15 protein-coding genes are annotated in these 18,430 nt (G+C 72.8%); 12 read left to right on the top strand and 3 right to left on the bottom strand.

The genetic code is table 11. The features are described 5' to 3' along the window. Position 1: 1 nt before the first annotated feature. On the bottom strand, positions 2 to 1,054 hold the full coding sequence (gene paaA, locus LZ604_RS03790) for a 1,2-phenylacetyl-CoA epoxidase subunit PaaA (RefSeq protein WP_234512596.1): 1,053 nt from the start codon (positions 1,052 to 1,054) through the stop codon (positions 2 to 4). Positions 1,055 to 1,353: 299 nt separating this feature from the next. On the opposite strand from paaA, the gene LZ604_RS03785 reads away from it, so the two are divergent. From LZ604_RS03785 to LZ604_RS03775, 3 genes are all read left to right on the top strand, one after another. Next, a complete protein-coding gene (locus LZ604_RS03785; protein WP_234512595.1) occupies positions 1,354 to 2,358 on the top strand; it encodes a DUF5819 family protein in 1,005 nt (334 codons plus the stop codon). Beyond that, the gene (locus LZ604_RS03780) at positions 2,355 to 3,575 is read left to right on the top strand and encodes an HTTM domain-containing protein (protein WP_234512594.1); all 1,221 of its coding nucleotides are present in this window, start codon (positions 2,355 to 2,357) and stop codon (positions 3,573 to 3,575) included. The genes LZ604_RS03785 and LZ604_RS03780 overlap by 4 nt, the downstream gene beginning before the upstream one ends. A gap of 88 nt (positions 3,576 to 3,663) precedes the next feature. Next, positions 3,664 to 4,434, top strand: coding sequence for a TrmH family RNA methyltransferase (locus LZ604_RS03775; protein ID WP_234512593.1), 771 nt, complete (start codon positions 3,664 to 3,666; stop codon positions 4,432 to 4,434). Positions 4,435 to 4,441: 7 nt separating this feature from the next. Here LZ604_RS03775 and paaN read toward each other — a convergent pair whose 3' ends face one another. Beyond that, a complete protein-coding gene (gene paaN, locus LZ604_RS03770) occupies positions 4,442 to 6,133 on the bottom strand; it encodes a phenylacetic acid degradation protein PaaN (RefSeq protein WP_234512592.1) in 1,692 nt (563 codons plus the stop codon). Positions 6,134 to 6,281: 148 nt separating this feature from the next. On the opposite strand from paaN, the gene LZ604_RS03765 reads away from it, so the two are divergent. Both LZ604_RS03765 and LZ604_RS03760 read left to right on the top strand, forming a co-directional pair. Then, positions 6,282 to 7,796, top strand: coding sequence for a 3-hydroxyacyl-CoA dehydrogenase (locus tag LZ604_RS03765; protein WP_234512591.1), 1,515 nt, complete (start codon positions 6,282 to 6,284; stop codon positions 7,794 to 7,796). Further along, entirely contained in the window at positions 7,793 to 8,383 is a 591-nt protein-coding gene (locus tag LZ604_RS03760) for a TetR/AcrR family transcriptional regulator (RefSeq protein WP_234512590.1), read from the top strand. Before LZ604_RS03765 ends, LZ604_RS03760 begins: the two co-directional genes overlap by 4 nt. 87 nt (positions 8,384 to 8,470) lie before the next feature. Here LZ604_RS03760 and LZ604_RS03755 read toward each other — a convergent pair whose 3' ends face one another. Further along, the gene (locus tag LZ604_RS03755; protein ID WP_234512639.1) at positions 8,471 to 8,956 is read right to left on the bottom strand and encodes an Lrp/AsnC family transcriptional regulator; all 486 of its coding nucleotides are present in this window, start codon (positions 8,954 to 8,956) and stop codon (positions 8,471 to 8,473) included. 189 nt (positions 8,957 to 9,145) lie between these two features. Between LZ604_RS03755 and pdhA the strand changes: the two genes are divergently transcribed. The 7 genes from pdhA (at position 9,146) to LZ604_RS03720 (ending at position 18,360) form a co-directional block, all read left to right on the top strand. Next, positions 9,146 to 10,291, top strand: coding sequence for a pyruvate dehydrogenase (acetyl-transferring) E1 component subunit alpha (gene pdhA / locus LZ604_RS03750; protein ID WP_234512589.1), 1,146 nt, complete (start codon positions 9,146 to 9,148; stop codon positions 10,289 to 10,291). Then, positions 10,288 to 11,292, top strand: a complete 1,005-nt coding sequence (locus LZ604_RS03745) for an alpha-ketoacid dehydrogenase subunit beta (RefSeq protein ID WP_234512588.1) — start codon at positions 10,288 to 10,290, stop codon at positions 11,290 to 11,292. The genes pdhA and LZ604_RS03745 overlap by 4 nt, the downstream gene beginning before the upstream one ends. Continuing rightward, positions 11,292 to 12,695 (top strand): dihydrolipoamide acetyltransferase family protein, encoded by a 1,404-nt coding sequence (locus tag LZ604_RS03740; RefSeq protein ID WP_234512587.1) that lies wholly within the window; start codon positions 11,292 to 11,294, stop codon positions 12,693 to 12,695. Before LZ604_RS03745 ends, LZ604_RS03740 begins: the two co-directional genes overlap by 1 nt. A gap of 105 nt (positions 12,696 to 12,800) precedes the next feature. After that, positions 12,801 to 13,688: an NTP transferase domain-containing protein gene (locus LZ604_RS03735; RefSeq protein ID WP_234512586.1), complete on the top strand. Its 888-nt coding sequence runs from the start codon at positions 12,801 to 12,803 to the stop codon at positions 13,686 to 13,688. Continuing rightward, positions 13,685 to 15,331, top strand: coding sequence for a molybdopterin-binding protein (locus tag LZ604_RS03730; protein ID WP_234512585.1), 1,647 nt, complete (start codon positions 13,685 to 13,687; stop codon positions 15,329 to 15,331). Before LZ604_RS03735 ends, LZ604_RS03730 begins: the two co-directional genes overlap by 4 nt. A gap of 154 nt (positions 15,332 to 15,485) precedes the next feature. Continuing rightward, on the top strand, positions 15,486 to 16,466 hold the full coding sequence (locus LZ604_RS03725) for an NAD(P)H-quinone oxidoreductase (protein ID WP_234512584.1): 981 nt from the start codon (positions 15,486 to 15,488) through the stop codon (positions 16,464 to 16,466). Between the two features lie 1,327 nt (positions 16,467 to 17,793). Continuing rightward, positions 17,794 to 18,360, top strand: a complete 567-nt coding sequence (locus tag LZ604_RS03720; RefSeq protein ID WP_234512583.1) for a PadR family transcriptional regulator — start codon at positions 17,794 to 17,796, stop codon at positions 18,358 to 18,360. Positions 18,361 to 18,430: the final 70 nt, after the last annotated feature.

The following is an 18,430-nucleotide window of genomic DNA, read 5'->3' as shown; positions in this document are numbered from 1 at the left end:
GTCACGCCTTTCCGTTCTCGTCGGTCTGGTCCGCCGACGGTCCGCCTGCCGTCCGCGCGGACGCGTCGGCCGTGCCTGTCGCGTTGTGCTTCGCCGCGTACGCCGCGGCCGCGTCCCGTACCCAGGCGCCGTCGTCGTGGGCTCGCCTGCGCTGGGTCAGCCGCTGCTCGTTGCAGGGGCCGTTGCCCTTGAGGACGTCCCGGAACTCGGTCCAGTCGATGGGGCCGAAGTCGTAGTGCCCGCGTTCCTCGTTCCATGTGAGGTCCGGGTCGGGGAGGGTGAGGCCCAGCGATTCGGCCTGAGGGACGCAGATGTCCACGAAGCGCTGGCGCAGCTCGTCGTTCGAGTGCCGCTTGATCTTCCAGGCCATGGACTGCGCGGAGTGCGCGGACTCGTCGTCGGGCGGGCCGAACATCATCAGGGACGGCCACCACCAGCGGTCCACCGCGTCCTGCGCCATCGCGTGCTGCTCGGGGGTGCCGTGGCTGAGGGTCATCAGCAGCTCGTAGCCCTGGCGCTGGTGGAAGGACTCCTCTTTGCAGATGCGGACCATCGCGCGGGCGTAGGGGCCGTAGGAGCAGCGGCACAGGGGGACCTGGTTGGTGATCGCGGCGCCGTCCACCAGCCAGCCGATGGCGCCGACGTCCGCCCAGGTCAGCGTGGGGTAGTTGAAGATCGAGGAGTACTTCTGGCGGCCAGTGTGGAGCTTGTCGAGCAGTTCGTCGCGGCTGGTGCCGAGCGTTTCCGCCGCGCTGTACAGGTACAGCCCGTGGCCTGCTTCGTCCTGGACCTTGGCCATGAGGATCGCCTTGCGCCGCAGGGAGGGCGCGCGCGTGATCCAGTTGGCCTCCGGCTGCATGCCGATGATCTCGGAGTGCGCGTGCTGGGCGATCTGCCGGACCAGGGTGGCGCGGTAGGCGTCGGGCATCCAGTCGCGCGGCTCGATGCGCTCGTCGGCTGCGACGGCGGCGTCGAAGACTGCCTCATAGGCCGCCGCGTCCATGTGTGCCGTGCCGTCCGCGTGGGCCGGCCGGTGCGCTGCTGCTGTCGCCATGCGATCCCCCTCGACCACTCACCTTGCCCGACCGATCGTTCGGTCGTGTGGATTCAATGGTGGGACGTGGCGCCGTAGGGTGTCAACCGCTGTGGACAACCACCCGGCAGCCGTCCGGCCGCTGTGCCCAATGCGCTGTGCGGGGCGGGCGGGCCTGGGTACCGTTCCCGTGCGAACGCCGTGGGGTGTGCTGCGAACGGGTGATGCGATCCGCTCCGCCCACGGCGGAGACGGTCGCCGGACAGGGTCCGCGGCCTGGGACGGCACCGCGGGCACAAAAGCTCGGGAGACGGGGCGGGATGGACGCATACGACGAGGGACCGGGCGCCCGGCTCGAACGGCCGGGCGACCTTGGCGACCCGGTGTCCGCCCGGCGCGCCGGCGCCGCCCGCGACGTACCCGGCGATCCGCGCCGGGAGGAGGCCACGAGGGCAGGGGAACGTCCGGCGGAGGTCACGGGGGTAGGGGAACGTCCGGCGGAGGTCACGGGGGTGGGGGAACGTCCGGCGGAGGTCACGGGGGCACGGGAACGTCCCGCGGAGACCACAGGCACACGGGAACGCCCCGCGGCGCCCGGTGCCGCAGGGGAACGTCCGTCCGACGCCGTCGGCGCGCGGAAAGCGGAGGGGCCGACTTCGGACCCGGCGGCCCCGCGCACCGGCATCGCCGCCCTCTCCCGCCGCTACCAGATCCCCGCCGCGCTGGCCCTCTCGGCCGTCACCGTGGCCGCCTGCGTGCACCTGGGCATGGTGTTCCTGCACGTCGCGCCCGCGAACGTGGTGACGAAGGAGCACGGCAAGACGATCGACTCCTGGATCTACCCCGAGTTCGAGCAGAACTGGAAACTCTTCGCGCCCAACCCGCTGCAGCAGAACATCGACGTCCAGGCACGTGCCGAACTGCGCACCGGCGGCGGCGCCGCACGGACGACCGGCTGGTACGACCTGTCCGCGCTCGACGGTGCCGCCATCGACGGCAACCTGCTGCCGAGCCACACCCAGCAGAACGAGCTGCGCCGCGCCTGGGACTTCTACGTCACCTCGCACGAGGGCGAGAACCGTCCCGTGGGCCTGCGCGGCGCGCTGTCCGAGGACTATCTCCGCCGGGTCGTCGCGCTGCGCCTCGGCCGCGAGCACGCGGCCCGGCCCGGCGAGACCGTCGAAGGCGTCCAGGTCCGCATCCGGACCACCAACGTGCCGCCCCCCGAGTGGAGCGACGAGCAGGTCAGCACGGCGCCCGTGTACCGCCGGCTGCCCTGGTGGCCGCTGCCGGACGGCGAGCGGGCGGGGGTGAGCGCCCGATGAAGCGGTTCGCCGCGCGCCTCTCGCGCGGGATCGCCCTCGTCACCGGGGCCGCCCTCGGCCCGTACCAGACCGCGGCCGTCCGCATCGGCTTCGCCGCCACCTGGCTGCTGTTCCTGCTGCGTGAGCTTCCGCACCGCCAGGAGCTGTACGGGCCCGACGGCCCCTGGAGCTGGGACCTGGCCCGGCAGCTGACCGCCGACAACCACGCCTTCACCGTCCTGATGTGGTCCGACAGCCAGGCGTGGTTCGAGAGCGTGTACGCCCTCGCCGTGCTGTCCAGCGCACTGCTGCTGGTCGGCTGGCGCACCCGCACGATGTCGGTGCTGTTCATGGTGGGTGTGCTGTCGCTGCAGAACCGCAGCGTCTTCATGGGCGACGGCGGTGACAACGTCATCCATCTGATGGCGATCTATCTGGTGTTCACGCGCTGCGGGCAGGTCTGGTCGCTGGACGAGCGGCGGGCCCGGCGCGCCCGTGCGGCACGCGCGCGTGGCCGCCACCCGCGGCCCGACCGGGCGGGCCCCGCGCTGTGGGTCGTGCTCGGCCTCGCCCTGGCCGTGGCGACGGGCGCGGGCCGCATCAGCGGCGCCTGGCTCGCCCTGTGGGGTCTGTGGGCCGTGCAGGCTCTGTGGTGGTACGTCGTCCGGCGCGCCCCGCACGCGGAAGCGCGCATCCTGCTGGACGTCGTCGCCCACCTCGTCCACAACGCCGCCCTGCTGGTCGTCATGGCGGAGGCGTGCCTGATCTACTCGACCGCCGGCTGGTACAAGATCCAGGGGTCGCGCTGGCAGGACGGCACCGCGGTCTACTACCCGCTCCATCTCGACTACTTCTCGCCGTGGCCCGCCCTGTCCGATCTGCTGTCCGCGCACGGTGTGATCGTGCTCCTGGTGACGTACGGGACGGTCGCCACGCAGGTCGCGTTCCCGTTCACGCTGCTCAACCGGCGGGTGAAGAACGTCCTGCTGGCGGCCATGATGACCGAGCACGCGGTGATCGCCGTGGTGCTCGGGCTGCCGTTCTTCTCGCTCGCGATGATCGCCGCCGACGTCGTGTTCCTGCCGACGTCCTTCCTGCGGCGGCTGGGCGGATGGGCGGCACGCGCGCGTGGACGGCTGGCGACGTCCGGCGCCCGGATTCCGCTGCCCGGCCCGCGCGGGCCCCGGCCGCCCGCTGAGGAGCCGGCCGAGGCGCCGGAGGCCAGTCGGACGGTGTGAGCCGGGTATGAGCCGCACAACGGCGGGCCGGGACTCCGCCAGGGCCGCCCGGAAGCCGGCGGTCTGCGGCGCACGTAGGCTGCACGGCATGACGGCCCCCCACCGCAGCACCGCCGACCCGTTGGGCATCTGGCGCAGGCTCGCCGACGCCTCCGTCCTCCTCGACGGCTTCCATGCGCTCAAGCACGCGCTGCGCTTCCAGGCGCACGTGCCGGTCGCCGTCACCACGGGCCGGAGGGCGGCGCTCGACCTGGCCGACGAGCTGGCGCCCGACGTGCGGGACGTGCTGGAGACGCTCCTGACGGAGGTCTCCGAGGACACCTACCGGGCTCTCGTGCCACGCCCGCATCCCACCGCGGTCGCCGCCCTCGCCGTACGCCCCTCGCGCGAGGCCAACCTCGAGACCCTCCGCCGCTCGCCCCGCAGCGCCCCCGTCGTCGTCCTGGACAACCCGCGCAACCTCGGCAACGCGGGGGCGGTGATCCGGCTCGCGGCCGGCTTCGGCGCCACAGGCGTGGTGACGACCGGCACGCTCGACCCCTGGCATCCCACGGTCGTGCGGGGCGGGGCCGGACTCCACTTCGCAACCGTCGTGGAGCGGCTGCCGGTGGCCGAGCTGCCGCCGGGCCCGGTCTTCGCGCTGGACCCGGAGGGCGAGGACATCCGCGCCCTGAAGCTGCCGGACGACGCCCTGCTCGCGTTCGGCTCGGAGCGCACCGGACTGTCGGCCGAACTGCGCTCCCGCACCGACCACCTGGTGTCCCTGCCGATGCGCCCCCAGGTCTCCAGCTACAACCTGGCCACCAGTGTGGCCATGACGCTGTACCACTGGAGCGCCACCGGGGGCGCATCCGCCTGAACGGCGGTTACGCCTCCCGGCGGACCTCCACCACCCGGAAGCGGTTCGCCACGAACGCCCCGTCGCACAGGGCCGCGTTGGCCGCCGCGTTGCCGCCCGAGCCGTGGAAGTCGGAGAAGGCGGCCGTCTGGTTGACGTACACCCCGCCGGTCAGGTTGAGGGACAGCTGGGCGCACTCCTCCAGGCAGGCCTCCTCGACTGCCTGCTCCACCTCCTCGGAGGTGGTGTACGCGCCGACGGTCATCGCGCCCTTCTCCCGGACGGTCCGGCGCAGCAGCTCGATCGCGTCCGCCGCCGAGTCGACGGCGACGGCGAAGGAGACCGGGCCGAAGCACTCGCTCATGTAGGCGGCCTCCGCATCGGGCTTGGCGCCGTCGAGCTTCACGATCACCGGCGTCCGCACGACCGCCTTCGGGAACTCGGGGTTGGTGATCTCCCGGGACGCCAGCGCGACCTCGCCGAGTCCGGCCGCCGCCTCCAGACGGGCCTTGACGTCCGGGTTCACGATCGCGCCGAGCAGCGCGTTCGCGCGTGCGTCGTCGCCCAGGAGGCCGTCGACCGAGCGTGCGAGATCCGCGACCACCTCGTCGTACGACTTCGGGCCCTCGTCGGTGGTGATGCCGTCCCGTGGGATCAGCAGGTTCTGCGGGGTGGTGCACATCTGCCCGCTGTACAGCGACAGGGAGAACGCCAGGTTCGACAGCATCCCCTTGTAGTCGTCGGTCGACTCGACGATCACCGTGTTGACGCCGGCCTTCTCCGTGTAGACCTGCGCCTGGCGGGCGTTGGTCTCCAGCCAGTCGCCGAACGTCGTGGAGCCCGTGTAGTCGATGACGCGGATCTCCGGGCGCACCGCGAGCGTCTTGGCGATGCCCTCGCCCGGGCGCTCCGCGGCCAGCGCCACCAGGTTCGGGTCGAAGCCCGCCTCGGCGAGCACCTGGCGGGCCACCTGCACGGTGAGTGCGAGCGGCAGCACCGCGCGCGGGTGCGGCTTCACAAGGACCGCGTTGCCGGTGGCCAGGGACGCGAACAGGCCCGGGTAGCCGTTCCACGTCGGGAAGGTGTTGCAGCCGATGACCAGCGCGATGCCGCGCGGGACGGGTACGAAGGTCTTGGTGAGGACCAGCGGGTCACGCTTGCCCTGGGGCTTGGTCCACTCCGCGGTTTCGGGTGTGCGCACCTGCTCCACGTACGCGTACGCCACCGCTTCCAGGCCGCGGTCCTGGGCGTGCGGGCCGCCCGCCTGGAACGCCATCATGAAGGCCTGGCCGCTGGTGTGCATGACCGCGTGCGCGAACTCGTGCGTCCGGTCGCTGATGCGCTTGAGGATCTCCAGACACACGACGGCGCGGATCTCCGCGCCCGCGTCGCGCCACGCCCGCTGGCCGGCGCGCATGGCGGGCAGCAGGACGTCGATGTCGGCGTGGGGGTAGGTGATCCCCAGCTCGATCCCGTACGGCGAGAGCTCGCCGCCCGTCCAGTCGTCCGTGCCCGGCTGGCCGAGATCCAGACGGGTGCCGAGGAGGGCGTCGAAGGCGGCCTTGCCCGCCGCGGCGTCCAGGCTGCCGTGCTCCCCGTACGCCTTGGGGTGCTCGGGATGCGGGGACCAGTACGCGCGTGTGCGGATGGCCTCCAGCGCCTGGTCGAGGGTGGGCCGGTGCTGGGCGATCAGCTGGTGCGCGGTGAGTTCGGCGGCCATGCGGGACCAACTCCTCGTCTCGAGAACTCTTCGTCGAGTTCATGACCTGGGCAGAAACAGGCGGACAGAGTTAGAGTAACCGAACGATCGGTCGGTACAAGGGGGCCTGCCGTATCTGTGGAAAACCCGGTGCGGGAGGATCGCGCACATGACAGCACTCGACCTCAGCAGCCCTGTGGCCGTCGTGGGCACCGGCACCATGGGCCAGGGCATCGCCCAGGTCGCGCTGGTCGCGGGCCACCCGGTGCGGCTCTACGACGCCGTTCCGGGCCGCGCCCGCGAGGCGGCCGCGGCGATCGGCGCCCGCCTCGACCGGCTCGTCGACAAGGACCGGCTCACCGCTGCCGAGCGGGACACGGCCCGCGCCCGCCTCCATCCCGCCGGGAGCCTGGCCGAGCTGGCGGACTGCGGGCTCGTCGTGGAGGCGGTCCTGGAGCGGCTCGACGTCAAGCAGCAGCTGTTCCGGGAGCTGGAGTCGGTCGTCGGCGACGACTGCCTGCTCGCCACCAACACCTCGTCCCTGTCGGTGACCGCCGTCGGCGGCGCCCTGCGTAGTCCGGGCCGTTTCGTCGGCCTGCACTTCTTCAACCCCGCGCCGCTGATGCCGCTGGTGGAGGTCGTCTCCGGGTTCGCCACCGACGTCACGTCGGCCACGCGCGCGTACGAGACGGCCCGCGCCTGGGGCAAGACGACGGTCGCCTGCGCGGACACCCCCGGCTTCATCGTCAACCGCATCGCCCGGCCCTTCTACGCCGAGGCCTTCGCGGTGTACGAGGCACAGGCCGCCGACCCCGCCACCATCGACGCGGTCCTGCGCGAGTCGGGCGGCTTCCGGATGGGCGCGTTCGAACTGACCGACCTCATCGGGCAGGACGTCAACGAATCCGTCACCCGCTCCGTGTGGGAGTCCTTCTTCCAGGACGTGCGGTTCACGCCCTCGCTCGCCCAGCGGCGGCTGGTGGAGTCCGGCCGGCTCGGCCGCAAGGCCGGACAGGGCTGGTACGACTACGGGGACGGCGCCGAGCGGCCGGAGCCGCACACCGCGGAGAAGGCACAGCCCCCCGCCTACGTCGTCGCCGAGGGCGACCTCGGCCCCGCCGCGGAACTGCTCGCGCTGATCCGCGAGGCGGGCATCGGTGTCCGTGAGGACGACGAGGACCACGGCACCCGCCTGGTGCTGCCCAGCGGCGGGCAGCTGGCCCTGGCGGACGGGCAGACCTCCGTGGAGTTCCGCGACGTCGTCTACTTCGACCTGGCGCTCGACTACCGCAGGGCGACCCGTATCGCCCTGTCCGCCTCCCAGGACACCTCGCCGGCGACCCTCGCCGAGGCCACCGGGCTCTTCCAGGCGCTCGGCAAGGAGGTCAGCGTCATCGGGGACGTACCCGGCATGATCGTCGCGCGGACGGTGGCCCGGATCGTCGACCTGGCGCACGACGCCGTCGCCAAGGGCGTGGCAACCGAGGAGGACATCGACACCGCGATGCGCCTCGGCGTCAACTACCCCCTGGGGCCCTTCGAGTGGAGCCGCAGGCTCGGCCGCAGCTGGGCCTACGACCTCCTGGACGACCTGCACATGCGCGACCCCTCCGGACGGTACGCACCGTCCCTCGCCCTCTACCGCCACGCGTACGCCTCGCAGAAGCGGGAGGGCATCTCATGAGCACGGTCAAGCGCGACACGTACACCCCGGAGAGCCTGCTCTCCGTCGCCGTACAGGTCTTCAACGAGCGCGGCTACGACGGCACGTCCATGGAGCACCTCTCCAAGGCCGCCGGCATCTCGAAGTCGTCCATCTACCACCACGTCGCGGGCAAGGAGGAGCTGCTGCGCCGGGCCGTCAGCCGTGCGCTGGACGGACTCTTCGGGATCCTGGAGGAGGACCACGCGCACGTGGGCCGTGCCGTGGAACGGCTGGAGTACGTCGTACGGCGCATGGTCGAGGTGCTCACCGCCGAGCTGCCGTACGTGACGCTGCTGCTGCGGGTACGCGGCAACACCGGCACCGAGCGGTGGGCGCTGGAGCGGCGCCGCGAGTTCGACCATCAGGTGGCCGAGCTGCTCAAGGCCGCCGCCGCCGACGGGGACGTGCGCGGCGATGTGGAGGTGCGGCTCGCGACGCGGCTGGTCTTCGGGATGATCAACTCGATCGTGGAGTGGTACCGGCCCGACGGCCGCGGCATGGGTGAGCGGGAAGTCGCCGACGCGGTCGTCCAGTTGGTCTTCTCGGGGCTGCGCACCGACCGCTGAGGGGTCTGCCCGGGCCGCCGCCGAGCCGTCCTGCCGCCGCCTCGCGCCCGGGCCGTCCGGGCCGCCCGGGTCGGCTGGGCGCCCGGGTCAGCCCTCCGGCTCCAGGTCCTCCTCCTCGAACACCAGCAGGGTGCGTGTGCTGAGCACTTCGGGGATCGCCTGCAGCCGGGTGAGGACCAGTTCGCGCAGGGCCCTGTTGTCGGGCGTGTGGACCAGGAGCAGCACGTCGAAGTCGCCGCCCACCAGGGCGATGTGCGAGGCGCCGGGGAGTACGCGCAGCTGCTCGCGGACCGTACGCCAGGAGTTCTGGACGATTTTCAGGGTGATGTAGGCCGAGGTGCCCTGACCGGCGCGTTCGTGGTTGACCCGGGCACCGAAGCCGCGGATCACACCGTCCTCGACGAGCCGGTTGATCCGTGCGTAGGCGTTGGCGCGTGAGACGTGGACACGTTCTGCGACCGACCGTATGGAGGCGCGGCCATCCGATTGGAGTATGTGGAGGATGTCCTGGTCGATGGCGTCGAGGGGGCGTGGCGGCGGAAGTGCGGGGCCGTGCTCCGGCGGCTCGGCCATTTGTTCAGGTGCCATGTGCCCCCGCCTCTCTACCATGGACATACTGCGTCCATCTCAAGTTGTGGAGAACCGTTTGTCCACAGCCTGAAGGGGCCTGTAGCCAAAATGTGCCAACGACCGAACAATCGGTAGGTGAGGCGCATCACCCCCGTGGCGCGCCTGAAGCCGCTCCCACGAGGAGGTGCCGTCATGACGGTCATGGAGCAGCGGGGTGCCTACCGGCCGACTCCGCCGCCCGCCTGGCAGCCCCGTACCGATCCCGCTCCGCTGCTGCCCGACGCACTGCCGTACCGCGTCCTCGGCACCGAGGCGGCCGCCAAGGCCGACCCGGAGCTCCTGCGCCGGCTGTACGCCCAGCTGGTGCGCGGCCGCCGGTACAACGCGCAGGCGACGGCGCTCACCAAGCAGGGCCGCCTGGCCGTCTACCCCTCCAGCACCGGGCAGGAGGCCTGCCAGGTCGCCGCGGCATTCGTCCTCGAGGAACGCGACTGGCTCTTCCCCAGCTACCGCGACACGCTCGCGGCCGTCGCCCGCGGCGTCGACCCCGTCGAGGCCCTCACCCTGCTGCGCGGTGACTGGCACACCGGCTACGACCCGTACGAACACCGGGTGGCGCCCCTGTCCACCCCGCTGGCCACCCAGCTGCCGCACGCCGTGGGCCTGGCGCACGCCGCGCGCCTGAAGGGCGACGACGTGGTCGCCCTCGCCATGGTCGGCGACGGCGGCACCAGCGAGGGCGATTTCCACGAGGCCATGAACTTCGCCGCGGTGTGGCAGGCGCCGGTCGTCTTCCTGGTCCAGAACAACGGCTTCGCGATCTCCGTCCCGCTCGCCAAGCAGACCGCGGCGCCCTCCCTGGCGCACAAGGCCGTCGGCTACGGCATGCCGGGCCGTCTGGTCGACGGAAACGACGCCGCCGCCGTGCACGAGGTCCTCGGCGAGGCCGTACGGCACGCGCGCGCCGGAGGCGGCCCCACCCTCGTCGAGGCGGTGACGTACCGCATCGACGCCCACACGAACGCCGACGACGCGACCCGCTACCGCGGCGACGCCGAGGTCGAGTCCTGGCAGGCCCACGACCCGATCGCGCTGCTGGAGCGGGAGTTGACGCAGCGCGGTCTCCTCGAGGAGGACGGGATACGGTCCGCGCGTGAGGACGCCGAGGCCATGGCGGCCGACCTGCGTGCGCGCATGAACCAGGACCCGGCACTCGACCCCATGGACCTCTTCACCCACGTGTATGCCCAGCCCACCACCCAACTCCTCGAGCAGCAGGCGCAGCTGCGGGCGGAGCTGGACGCCGAGGCGGCCGGACCGGAAGGAGCCGGGCGATGACGACCGTTGCCCTCAAGCCGGCCACCATGGCGCAGGCCCTCACGCGCGCGATGCGCGACGCCATGGCCGCCGACCCGTCCGTGCACGTCATGGGCGAGGACGTCGGTACGCTCGGCGGCGTCTTCCGTGTCACAGACGGACTCGCCAAGGAGTTCGGCGACGACCGCTGCACGGACACGCCGCTCGCCGAGGCCGGCATCCTCGGCACGGCCGTCGGCATGGCGATGTACGGCCTCAGGCCGGTCGTGGAGATGCAGTTCGACGCCTTCGCCTACCCCGCGTTCGAGCAGCTGGTCAGCCATGTCTCGCGCATGCGCAACCGCACCCGCGGCGCCATGCCGCTGCCCCTGACGATCCGGGTCCCCTACGGAGGAGGCATCGGCGGCGTCGAGCACCACAGCGACTCCTCCGAGGCCTACTACATGGCGACCCCGGGTCTCCACGTCGTCACGCCCGCCACGGTCGCGGACGCCTACGGGCTGCTGCGCGCCGCTATCGCATCCGACGACCCGGTCGTCTTCCTCGAGCCCAAGCGCCTGTACTGGTCGAAGGACTCCTGGAACCCGGACGAGCCCGAGACCGTGGCTCCGATAGGCCGTGCGGTGGTGCGGCGTACGGGCCGCAGTGCGACGCTCATCACCTACGGGCCCTCGGTGCCCGTCTGTCTGGAGGCGGCCGAGGCGGCCCGTGCCGAGGGCTGGGACCTCGAGGTCGTCGATCTGCGCTCCCTGGTGCCCTTCGACGACGAGACGGTCACCGCCTCCGTGCGCCGTACGGGCCGGGCCGTGGTGGTGCACGAGTCGACCGGCTTCGGCGGTCCCGGCGGGGAGATCGCCGCGCGGGTGACCGAGCGCTGCTTCCACTATCTGGACGCGCCGGTGCTGCGGGTGGCCGGATTCGACATCCCCTACCCGCCGCCCATGCTGGAGCGCCACCATCTGCCGGGCGTCGACCGGATCCTGGACGCCGTGGGGCGTCTGCAGTGGGAGGCGGACAGCTGATGGCCCAGGTACTCGAGTTCAGGCTGCCGGACCTCGGGGAGGGACTGACCGAGGCGGAGATCGTCCGCTGGCTGGTGCAGGTCGGGGACGTCGTCACGGTCGACCAGCCCGTCGTCGAGGTCGAGACGGCCAAGGCGATGGTCGAGGTGCCCTGCCCCTACGGGGGCGTGGTCACGGCCCGCTACGGCGAGGAGGGCACGGAACTTCCCGTCGGCGCACCGCTGTTGACGGTCGCCGTGGGTGCACCCGCGGAAGAGGGCGACGAATCCTCGGGGAACGTGCTGGTCGGGTACGGAACGTCGGCGGCTCCCGCCCGGCGCCGCCGGGTCCGACCGCCCCGGCCGGACGCCCGCCCCACGGACGGGGTCCCGCGGACGGTCGATTCCGTCGAGGGACCGGCTCCGGTCCCCTCCGCTTCGGCGTCGGCGGCTTCGACGCGCGGCCACCGTGCGGACGTCCCCCGGTATCTCGACGGACCCGTCCCGGTGATCTCCCCGCTCGTCCGCAGGCTCGCCCGTGACAACGGCGTCGATCTTCGGCACTTGAGGGGTTCCGGGCCGGACGGGCTGATCCTGCGGGCGGATGTGGAGGACGCCCTGCGGGCCGCCACGGCACGCGGCGGCGGGACGAGGACCACGGCGGTCACGGCCGCCCCCGTGGTTCCCGCCGGATCCGCGCCGGACTCGCTCGCGCCGAGGCCCGCGGCGACCACCGCAGGCACCCGGATCCCGCTCAAGGGCGTCCGCGGGGCCGTCGCCGACAAGCTTTCCCGGAGCCGGCGTGAGATCCCCGACGCGACCTGCTGGGTGGACGCCGACGCCACGGAACTGATGCGCGCGCGGGCGGCCATGAACGCGACGGGAGGCCCCAGGATCTCCCTGCTCGCCCTGCTGGCCCGCATCTGCACCTCCGCGCTCGCCCGTTTCCCCGAGCTGAACTCCACCGTGGACACGGAGGCCCGGGAGATCGTCCGGCTCGACCAGGTGCACCTCGGGTTCGCCGCGCAGACCGAACGGGGACTCGTCGTCCCCGTCGTCCGGGACGCGCACGCGCGGGACGCCGAATCGCTCACCGCGGAGTTCGCCCGGCTGACCGAGGCAGCGCGGGCCGGCACGCTCACCCCCGGGGAACTCACCGCCGGGACCTTCACGTTGAACAACTACGGAGTGTTCGGCGTCGACGGCTCGACACCGATCATCAACCACCCCGAGGCGGCCATGCTCGGCGTCGGCCGGATCGTGCCCAGGCCCTGGGTGTACGAGGGCGAGCTGGCGGTGCGGCAGGTCGTGCAGCTCTCGCTCACCTTCGATCACCGGGTCTGCGACGGCGGCACGGCGGGTGGCTTCCTGAGGTACGTGGCGGACTGCGTGGAACAGCCGGCGGTGCTGCTGCGCACTCTCTGAGCGGAGTCCATGACCGGCCGGCCACCGGCACTGTGAGCAAACTCCCGCGCACGGCCGATGTGCGCGGGGGTGGAACGGACCGACCCGGCGCCCATACTCGGGGGCATGACCGAGTACGAACCGCCGGGTGACCCGGGCGCCGACCCGTATGACGCCGTCGTACTGGCCGGCGGCGCCGCCCGGCGGCTCGGCGGGGCCGACAAACCGGGCGTGCGCGTAGGAGGCCGGGCGCTGCTCGACCGCGTCCTGACGGCCTGCGCCGGCGCGGCCACCACGGTGGTCGTCGCCGACCCCAGACCCACCGCGCGCCCCGTGGTGTGGGCCCGAGAGGAGCCGCCCGGCGCCGGACCGGTCGCCGCACTCGACGCGGGGCTTCGGCGCAGCACGGCCGGGTATGCCGTCGTGCTCTCCGCCGATCTGCCGTTCCTGGAGGCGGGGACGGTACGGCGGCTGCTGGCCGCACTGCGGGCGAGCGGCGCCGAAGGGACGGTGCTCACCGACCCCGACGGACGCGACCAGCCCCTCGTCGCCGCGTACCGGAGCGCGGCACTGCGCCGCGAACTGGCACGGCTGGCCACCGAGAGCGGTGGTCTTGCCGGCCTTCCCCTGCGACGGCTGGTCGCCCGGCTCTGCCTCACCCGTATCGACGACCCCGTCGCGTCCTTCGACTGCGACACCTGGGACGACATCGCCGCCGCCCGTACACGCATCAGGGAGCATGGGCACGTGTTGGATGAATGGATCTCCGCGGTCAAGGACGAGCTGGGCATCGACCTCGATGTCGACACCGGCGTCCTCCTCGACCTAGCCCGCGACGCCGCGCACGGTGTGGCCCGTCCCGCCGCCCCGCTGACGACGTTCCTCGTCGGCTACGCCGCCGCACAGGCGCAGGGCGGCCCCCAAGCGGTCGCCGAGGCCGCCCGCAAGGCCGCAGCCCTGGCCCTGCGCTGGGCGGACGAGGAGGCCGCCGAGGCCAAGCCGGACGCGGGATGACGGGCAGGAGCGCCCGGGGAGGCCCGGACACCGACGAACGGTATGTGGAGGAGGCCCTGGCCGTGGTCGACGACAGCGGTGCGCGCGATCGGCCGGGCGAGGCCCGCCCCGGCCGCCCGACCCACAAGCGGCACGGCTCTGAGCAGCAGGACCGGAACGCCGCACACGATCGGGGCCTCGCACGCGATCGGGACTTCGAACACGACCGCGACCTCGAACACGACCGCGCCCTCGCACACGACCGGGACCTCGAAGAGGCACTCGCCCTCGTGCGGGACTCAGGCCCGCGGGAGGTCGGGTCCCAGTCCCGTACGCCCGGAGCCGGCCCGGACACACCTCGGCATCCCGCTGCCCGGGACTCCGGCCGGGACCGGCCGCCGGAGGACGCCTCGCCGGCCTCGTCCGGGCGTCATCCGCGCCACGAGGCCACGCGGTGGCCGGAGGCCCGCGCCGCCGCCGAGCGCGCGGCCCGTTCCGTCACCCGACGCGAACCCGCCGACGTGCCCCTCGAGGCCGCTCTCGGCCTGGTTCTCGCCGCGCCCCTCACCGCGCTGACCGACCTGCCCTCCTTCAACACCTCCGCCATGGACGGCTGGGCCGTCGCGGGCCCCGGTCCCTGGCACGTCCGGGAGGAGGGAATCCTCGCCGGACGCACGGAGCCGGCTCCCCTCGAGGACGGCGAGGCCGTGCGGATCGCCACGGGTGCGCGCATCCCCCCCGACGCCACCGCCGTTGTGCGCAGCGAACACGGGAGCATGGACGCCAAGGGCCGGCTGCATGCCGTCCTGCCCCCGGCTCTCGGCCCCGAGGGCGCCGGAAGGACCCCCACCGTCGCGCACGGACAGGACATCCGGCCGCGCGGTCAGGAGTGCCACACCGGCGACCAGCTGCTCCCCCCGGGGATCCTGGTCACCCCGGCCGTGCTCGGACTCGCCGCGGCCGCCGGATACGACACGCTGTGCGCACTGCCCCGCCCTCGGGTCGAAGTGCTGGTGCTGGGGGACGAGTTGCTCACCGAGGGCCTGCCCGGGGACGGCCTGATCCGGGACGCGCTCGGCCCGATGCTGCCGCCGTGGCTGCGCGCGCTCGGCGCGGATGTGGTGGCCGTCCGCAGGCTCGGTGACGACGCCGAGGCCCTGCACCGGGCGGTCACGTCCTCGACGGCCGAGGTGATCGTCACCACCGGCGGTACGGCCGCCGGTCCCGTCGACCACGTCCACCCCATCCTGCGTCGCGTCGGCGCCGAACTCCTCGTGGACGGGGTGAAGGTGCGCCCGGGACACCCCATGCTCCTGGCGCGCATTCGGGACAACCAGCACCTCGTCGGACTGCCCGGCAACCCGCTCGCGGCCGTCTCGGGCCTGCTCACGCTCGCCGAGCCCCTGCTGCGCGGCCTGGCTGGGCGCGCGGCCCCGGAGCCGTACACGCTGCCTCTCAGGGACGCCGCCCACGGTCACCCGTATGACACCCGGCTCGCCCCCGTCGTCGTACGCGCCGACCATGCCGTGCCGCTGCACTACAACGGACCGGCCATGCTGCGCGGTATCGCCGCCGCGGACGCCTTGGCGGTCCTACCGCCGGGGGGTGCCCGGCCCGGTCAGGAAGTGGAACTGCTGGACCTGCCGTGGGTATGGGCGAAGTGAGCCGGAACGGAGACTGTTTCACGTGAAACGTCGGGATCCGGCGTGTTCGTGAAGCCCGCAGCGGGTGCGAAACCCGCGCCACCCGACGGACCTCTCGCCCGCCACCGGGAACTTCAGGGCAGGGCAGCCCACGGTGGGGAGTAGCGTCCCCCTCATGTACGCGATCACGATTCCTGAACCCGGTGGTCCCGAGGCGCTGGTGTGGGCCGAGGTCCCCGACCCCGTACCCGGCGAGGGCGAAGTACTGATCGAGGTGGCGGCCAGCGCCGTCAACCGCGCGGACCTCCTCCAGCGTCAGGGTCTCTACAACCCGCCGCCCGGTGCGTCCCCGTACCCGGGGCTCGAGTGCTCCGGGCGGATCGCCGCGCTCGGCCCCGGCGTCTCCGGGTGGGCCGTCGGCGACGAGGTGTGCGCGCTGCTCGCGGGCGGCGGCTATGCGGAGAAGGTCGCGGTCCCGGCCGGGCAGCTGCTGCCTGTGCCCGAGGGGATCGACCTGCGGCAGGCGGCCGCGTTGCCGGAGGTGACCTGCACGGTCTGGTCCAACGTGTTCATGGTCGCCCATCTGCGCCCGGGCGAGACGCTGCTGGCGCACGGCGGCTCCAGCGGCATCGGCACGATGGCTATCCAGCTGGCCAAGGCGGTGGGCGCGAAGGTGGCGGTCACCGCGGGCACCAAGGAGAAGCTGGACTACTGCGCCGGACTGGGCGCGGACGTACTGATCAACTACCGCGAGCAGGACTTCGTGGAGGAGATCCGGCAGGCCACGGCCGGGTCGGGCGCGGACGTCATTCTGGACAACATGGGTGCGAAGTATCTGGACCGCAATGTCCAGGCGCTCGCGGTGAACGGCAGGCTGGCGATCATCGGGATGCAGGGCGGGGTCCAGGGCGAGCTGAACATCAGCACGTTGCTGCGGAGGCAGGCGGCGATCACCGCGACCTCGCTCAGGGCGCGGCCGCTCGGTGAGAAGGCGGCGATCGTGGCTGCGGTACGAGAGCACGTCTGGCCGCTGATCTCCTCCGGCCATGTGCGCCCCGTCATCGACCGGGAACTGCCGATGAGCGAGGCGGCCGAGGCCCACCGGGTGCTGGACGAGAGCGGCCACATCGGGAAGGTCCTGCTGGTGGCGTCCTGAGGGAGCCGGCGATCCGGCGCGGGTGAGGGGCCTTGGCGTCACTCCCGGCGCACGCGCAGGCCGAGGAGTGCGAGGGCCAGGCCGATACCTATGAGTACCAGGCCGCTGCCGAGCGGCAGGATCTCGACCATCGGTCGGGAGGCGGCGGCCTGCCGGGCGGGTAGGGCGGAGGCTTGAGCGGGGGCGGACGAGGTCGCCGGTGGATCGTTCGGACCAAGGGATGCCTCCGCGGTCGCGTCAGGGTCCTCGTCCGGCTCCGTCGATCTCGTGGAGGTGTTCTCGTCCGCCGGGGTCGTGGAGTCCGGGTCGATGTACGCGGGCTCCTCGTCCTCGTCCTCCTCCGGCTCGGGGTCCGGCCGTCCGGGCCGTTCCCGCCCCTCACCGGCCCAGTTGCCGGCCCGGGAGGGTTCGGTCGAGGGCCCGGAGGGAGGGGACGAGGGCGAGGCGGACGAACCGGCGGGGGAGCGGGGAGCAGCGGGAGCTCCGGAGGCAGGCGCGTGACCGTGACCGGACGGGTGACCGTGACTGCGACCGGACGCGTGACTGTGACCGGAAGCGGAAGCGGAAGCGGAAGCGGAAGCGGAAGCGGAAGCGAGACGGGGACCGGAACCGGAACCGGAGGGGGCTTTGCGTCCGGGGCCGACCGGGTGGGCGGGCACCGCGGACACCGGGTGCCTCAGTGCGGCTGTCCGGACGGGTGCCGCCGATGTCTGGTGGCGGCCCGGTGCGGCCGTTGTGGGGCAGGCCGCGGTCGCTCTGGCGCCCGGCGTGGTCCCGAGGGGGGAGGTCACGGAGACCTTCGGTCCGGAACCGTGCGAGGAGAGGGTCGGCGGCGACACGGCAGGACGGGCGGAGTCGAGGGGGAGCAGGCCGAGGTCACGCTGCCAGGCGGCCATGGACGGAAGAAGGACGGCGGGCGGAGGCCGGTTGTCGGATATGGGGGACGAGAGGGGCCGAACGGAGTACGGCGCGGTCCGGCAGCCGGATACGGGTCGTATCCCGGAGCCGGGCGGTATGGAGTGGGCGGCGGATATCCCGCACGCGCCGAGGACGGCAGTCGTCGTCAGGACCGGTGGCAGGACGGCGGCGCGGAGGGAGCGGAACCTGGACGGTGTACGCAGCCTTGGAGTCACACGCGTGACCCCCTCCCGTGCTCGGAGCGCAAGATCAACGGCACCAGCGTCACACGGAGCTCGCTGTCCGGCATCTTGACGTCCCGGCCGGACCGCACAGCCGGCCCGGCCCGCATCGCCCCGCCGTATGCGGCCCGCCGCCCCGGTCATCGCCCCCGCTGGCACTCCCCCGTCCCAGGGGCTGCACATACGGCATGTCGATACGCCACGTCCTGCCGGCGCGGCTGGAGGGAAGCCCTCGCAGTGGTGCCCGGCTGCGCGCGGAACTCGAGGCCCGGACCGGGGCACCGCGGGCGCCGGACGCCACGCGGGTCCGCGCGGCCCTGGCGGGCCTGGAAGTGGACGAGCTGGTGGCGCGGGAGGACCCGGAGGCGGAGCCGCGGGTGCGCTACGCCCTCACCGAAGCGGGCCGCGCCGAGCTGGGCGACTGGTACGCCCGTCCGGTGGAACCGGGGAGCGTGCCGCGCGACGAGCTGACGATCAAGCTGGTGATGGCCGTCGACATGCCCGGCGTCGACATGGGGGCCGTCGTCGAGATCCAGCCCCGCCGGCTCAGGGAGTCCCTGCGGGAGGACGCCCGGCAGCGCTGTGCGGCCCTCGCCGAGCTGCCCGCCCACCGGGACGAGGTCGCCCGGCTGCTGCTTCTGGACCAGATGGTCCTGCACGCCGAGGCGCAGCCGATCTGGCTCGACCACTGCGGAGCCAGACTGCACCGTCTCCGCGGGGCGGCGGCCCCGGAACCCGCCGGTGAGTCCACCTGACACCGGCCCGGAGGCAGAAGAAGGGTGGATCACCACGCACCGAGGGCACATGGCTGGTGTTGTGTACGGG

The organism is Streptomyces glomeratus (genome assembly GCF_021462825.1).
GTDB classification, from domain to species: Bacteria; Actinomycetota; Actinomycetes; order Streptomycetales; family Streptomycetaceae; genus Streptomyces; species Streptomyces glomeratus.
This window is presented reverse-complemented; position numbering and strand designations above follow the sequence as displayed.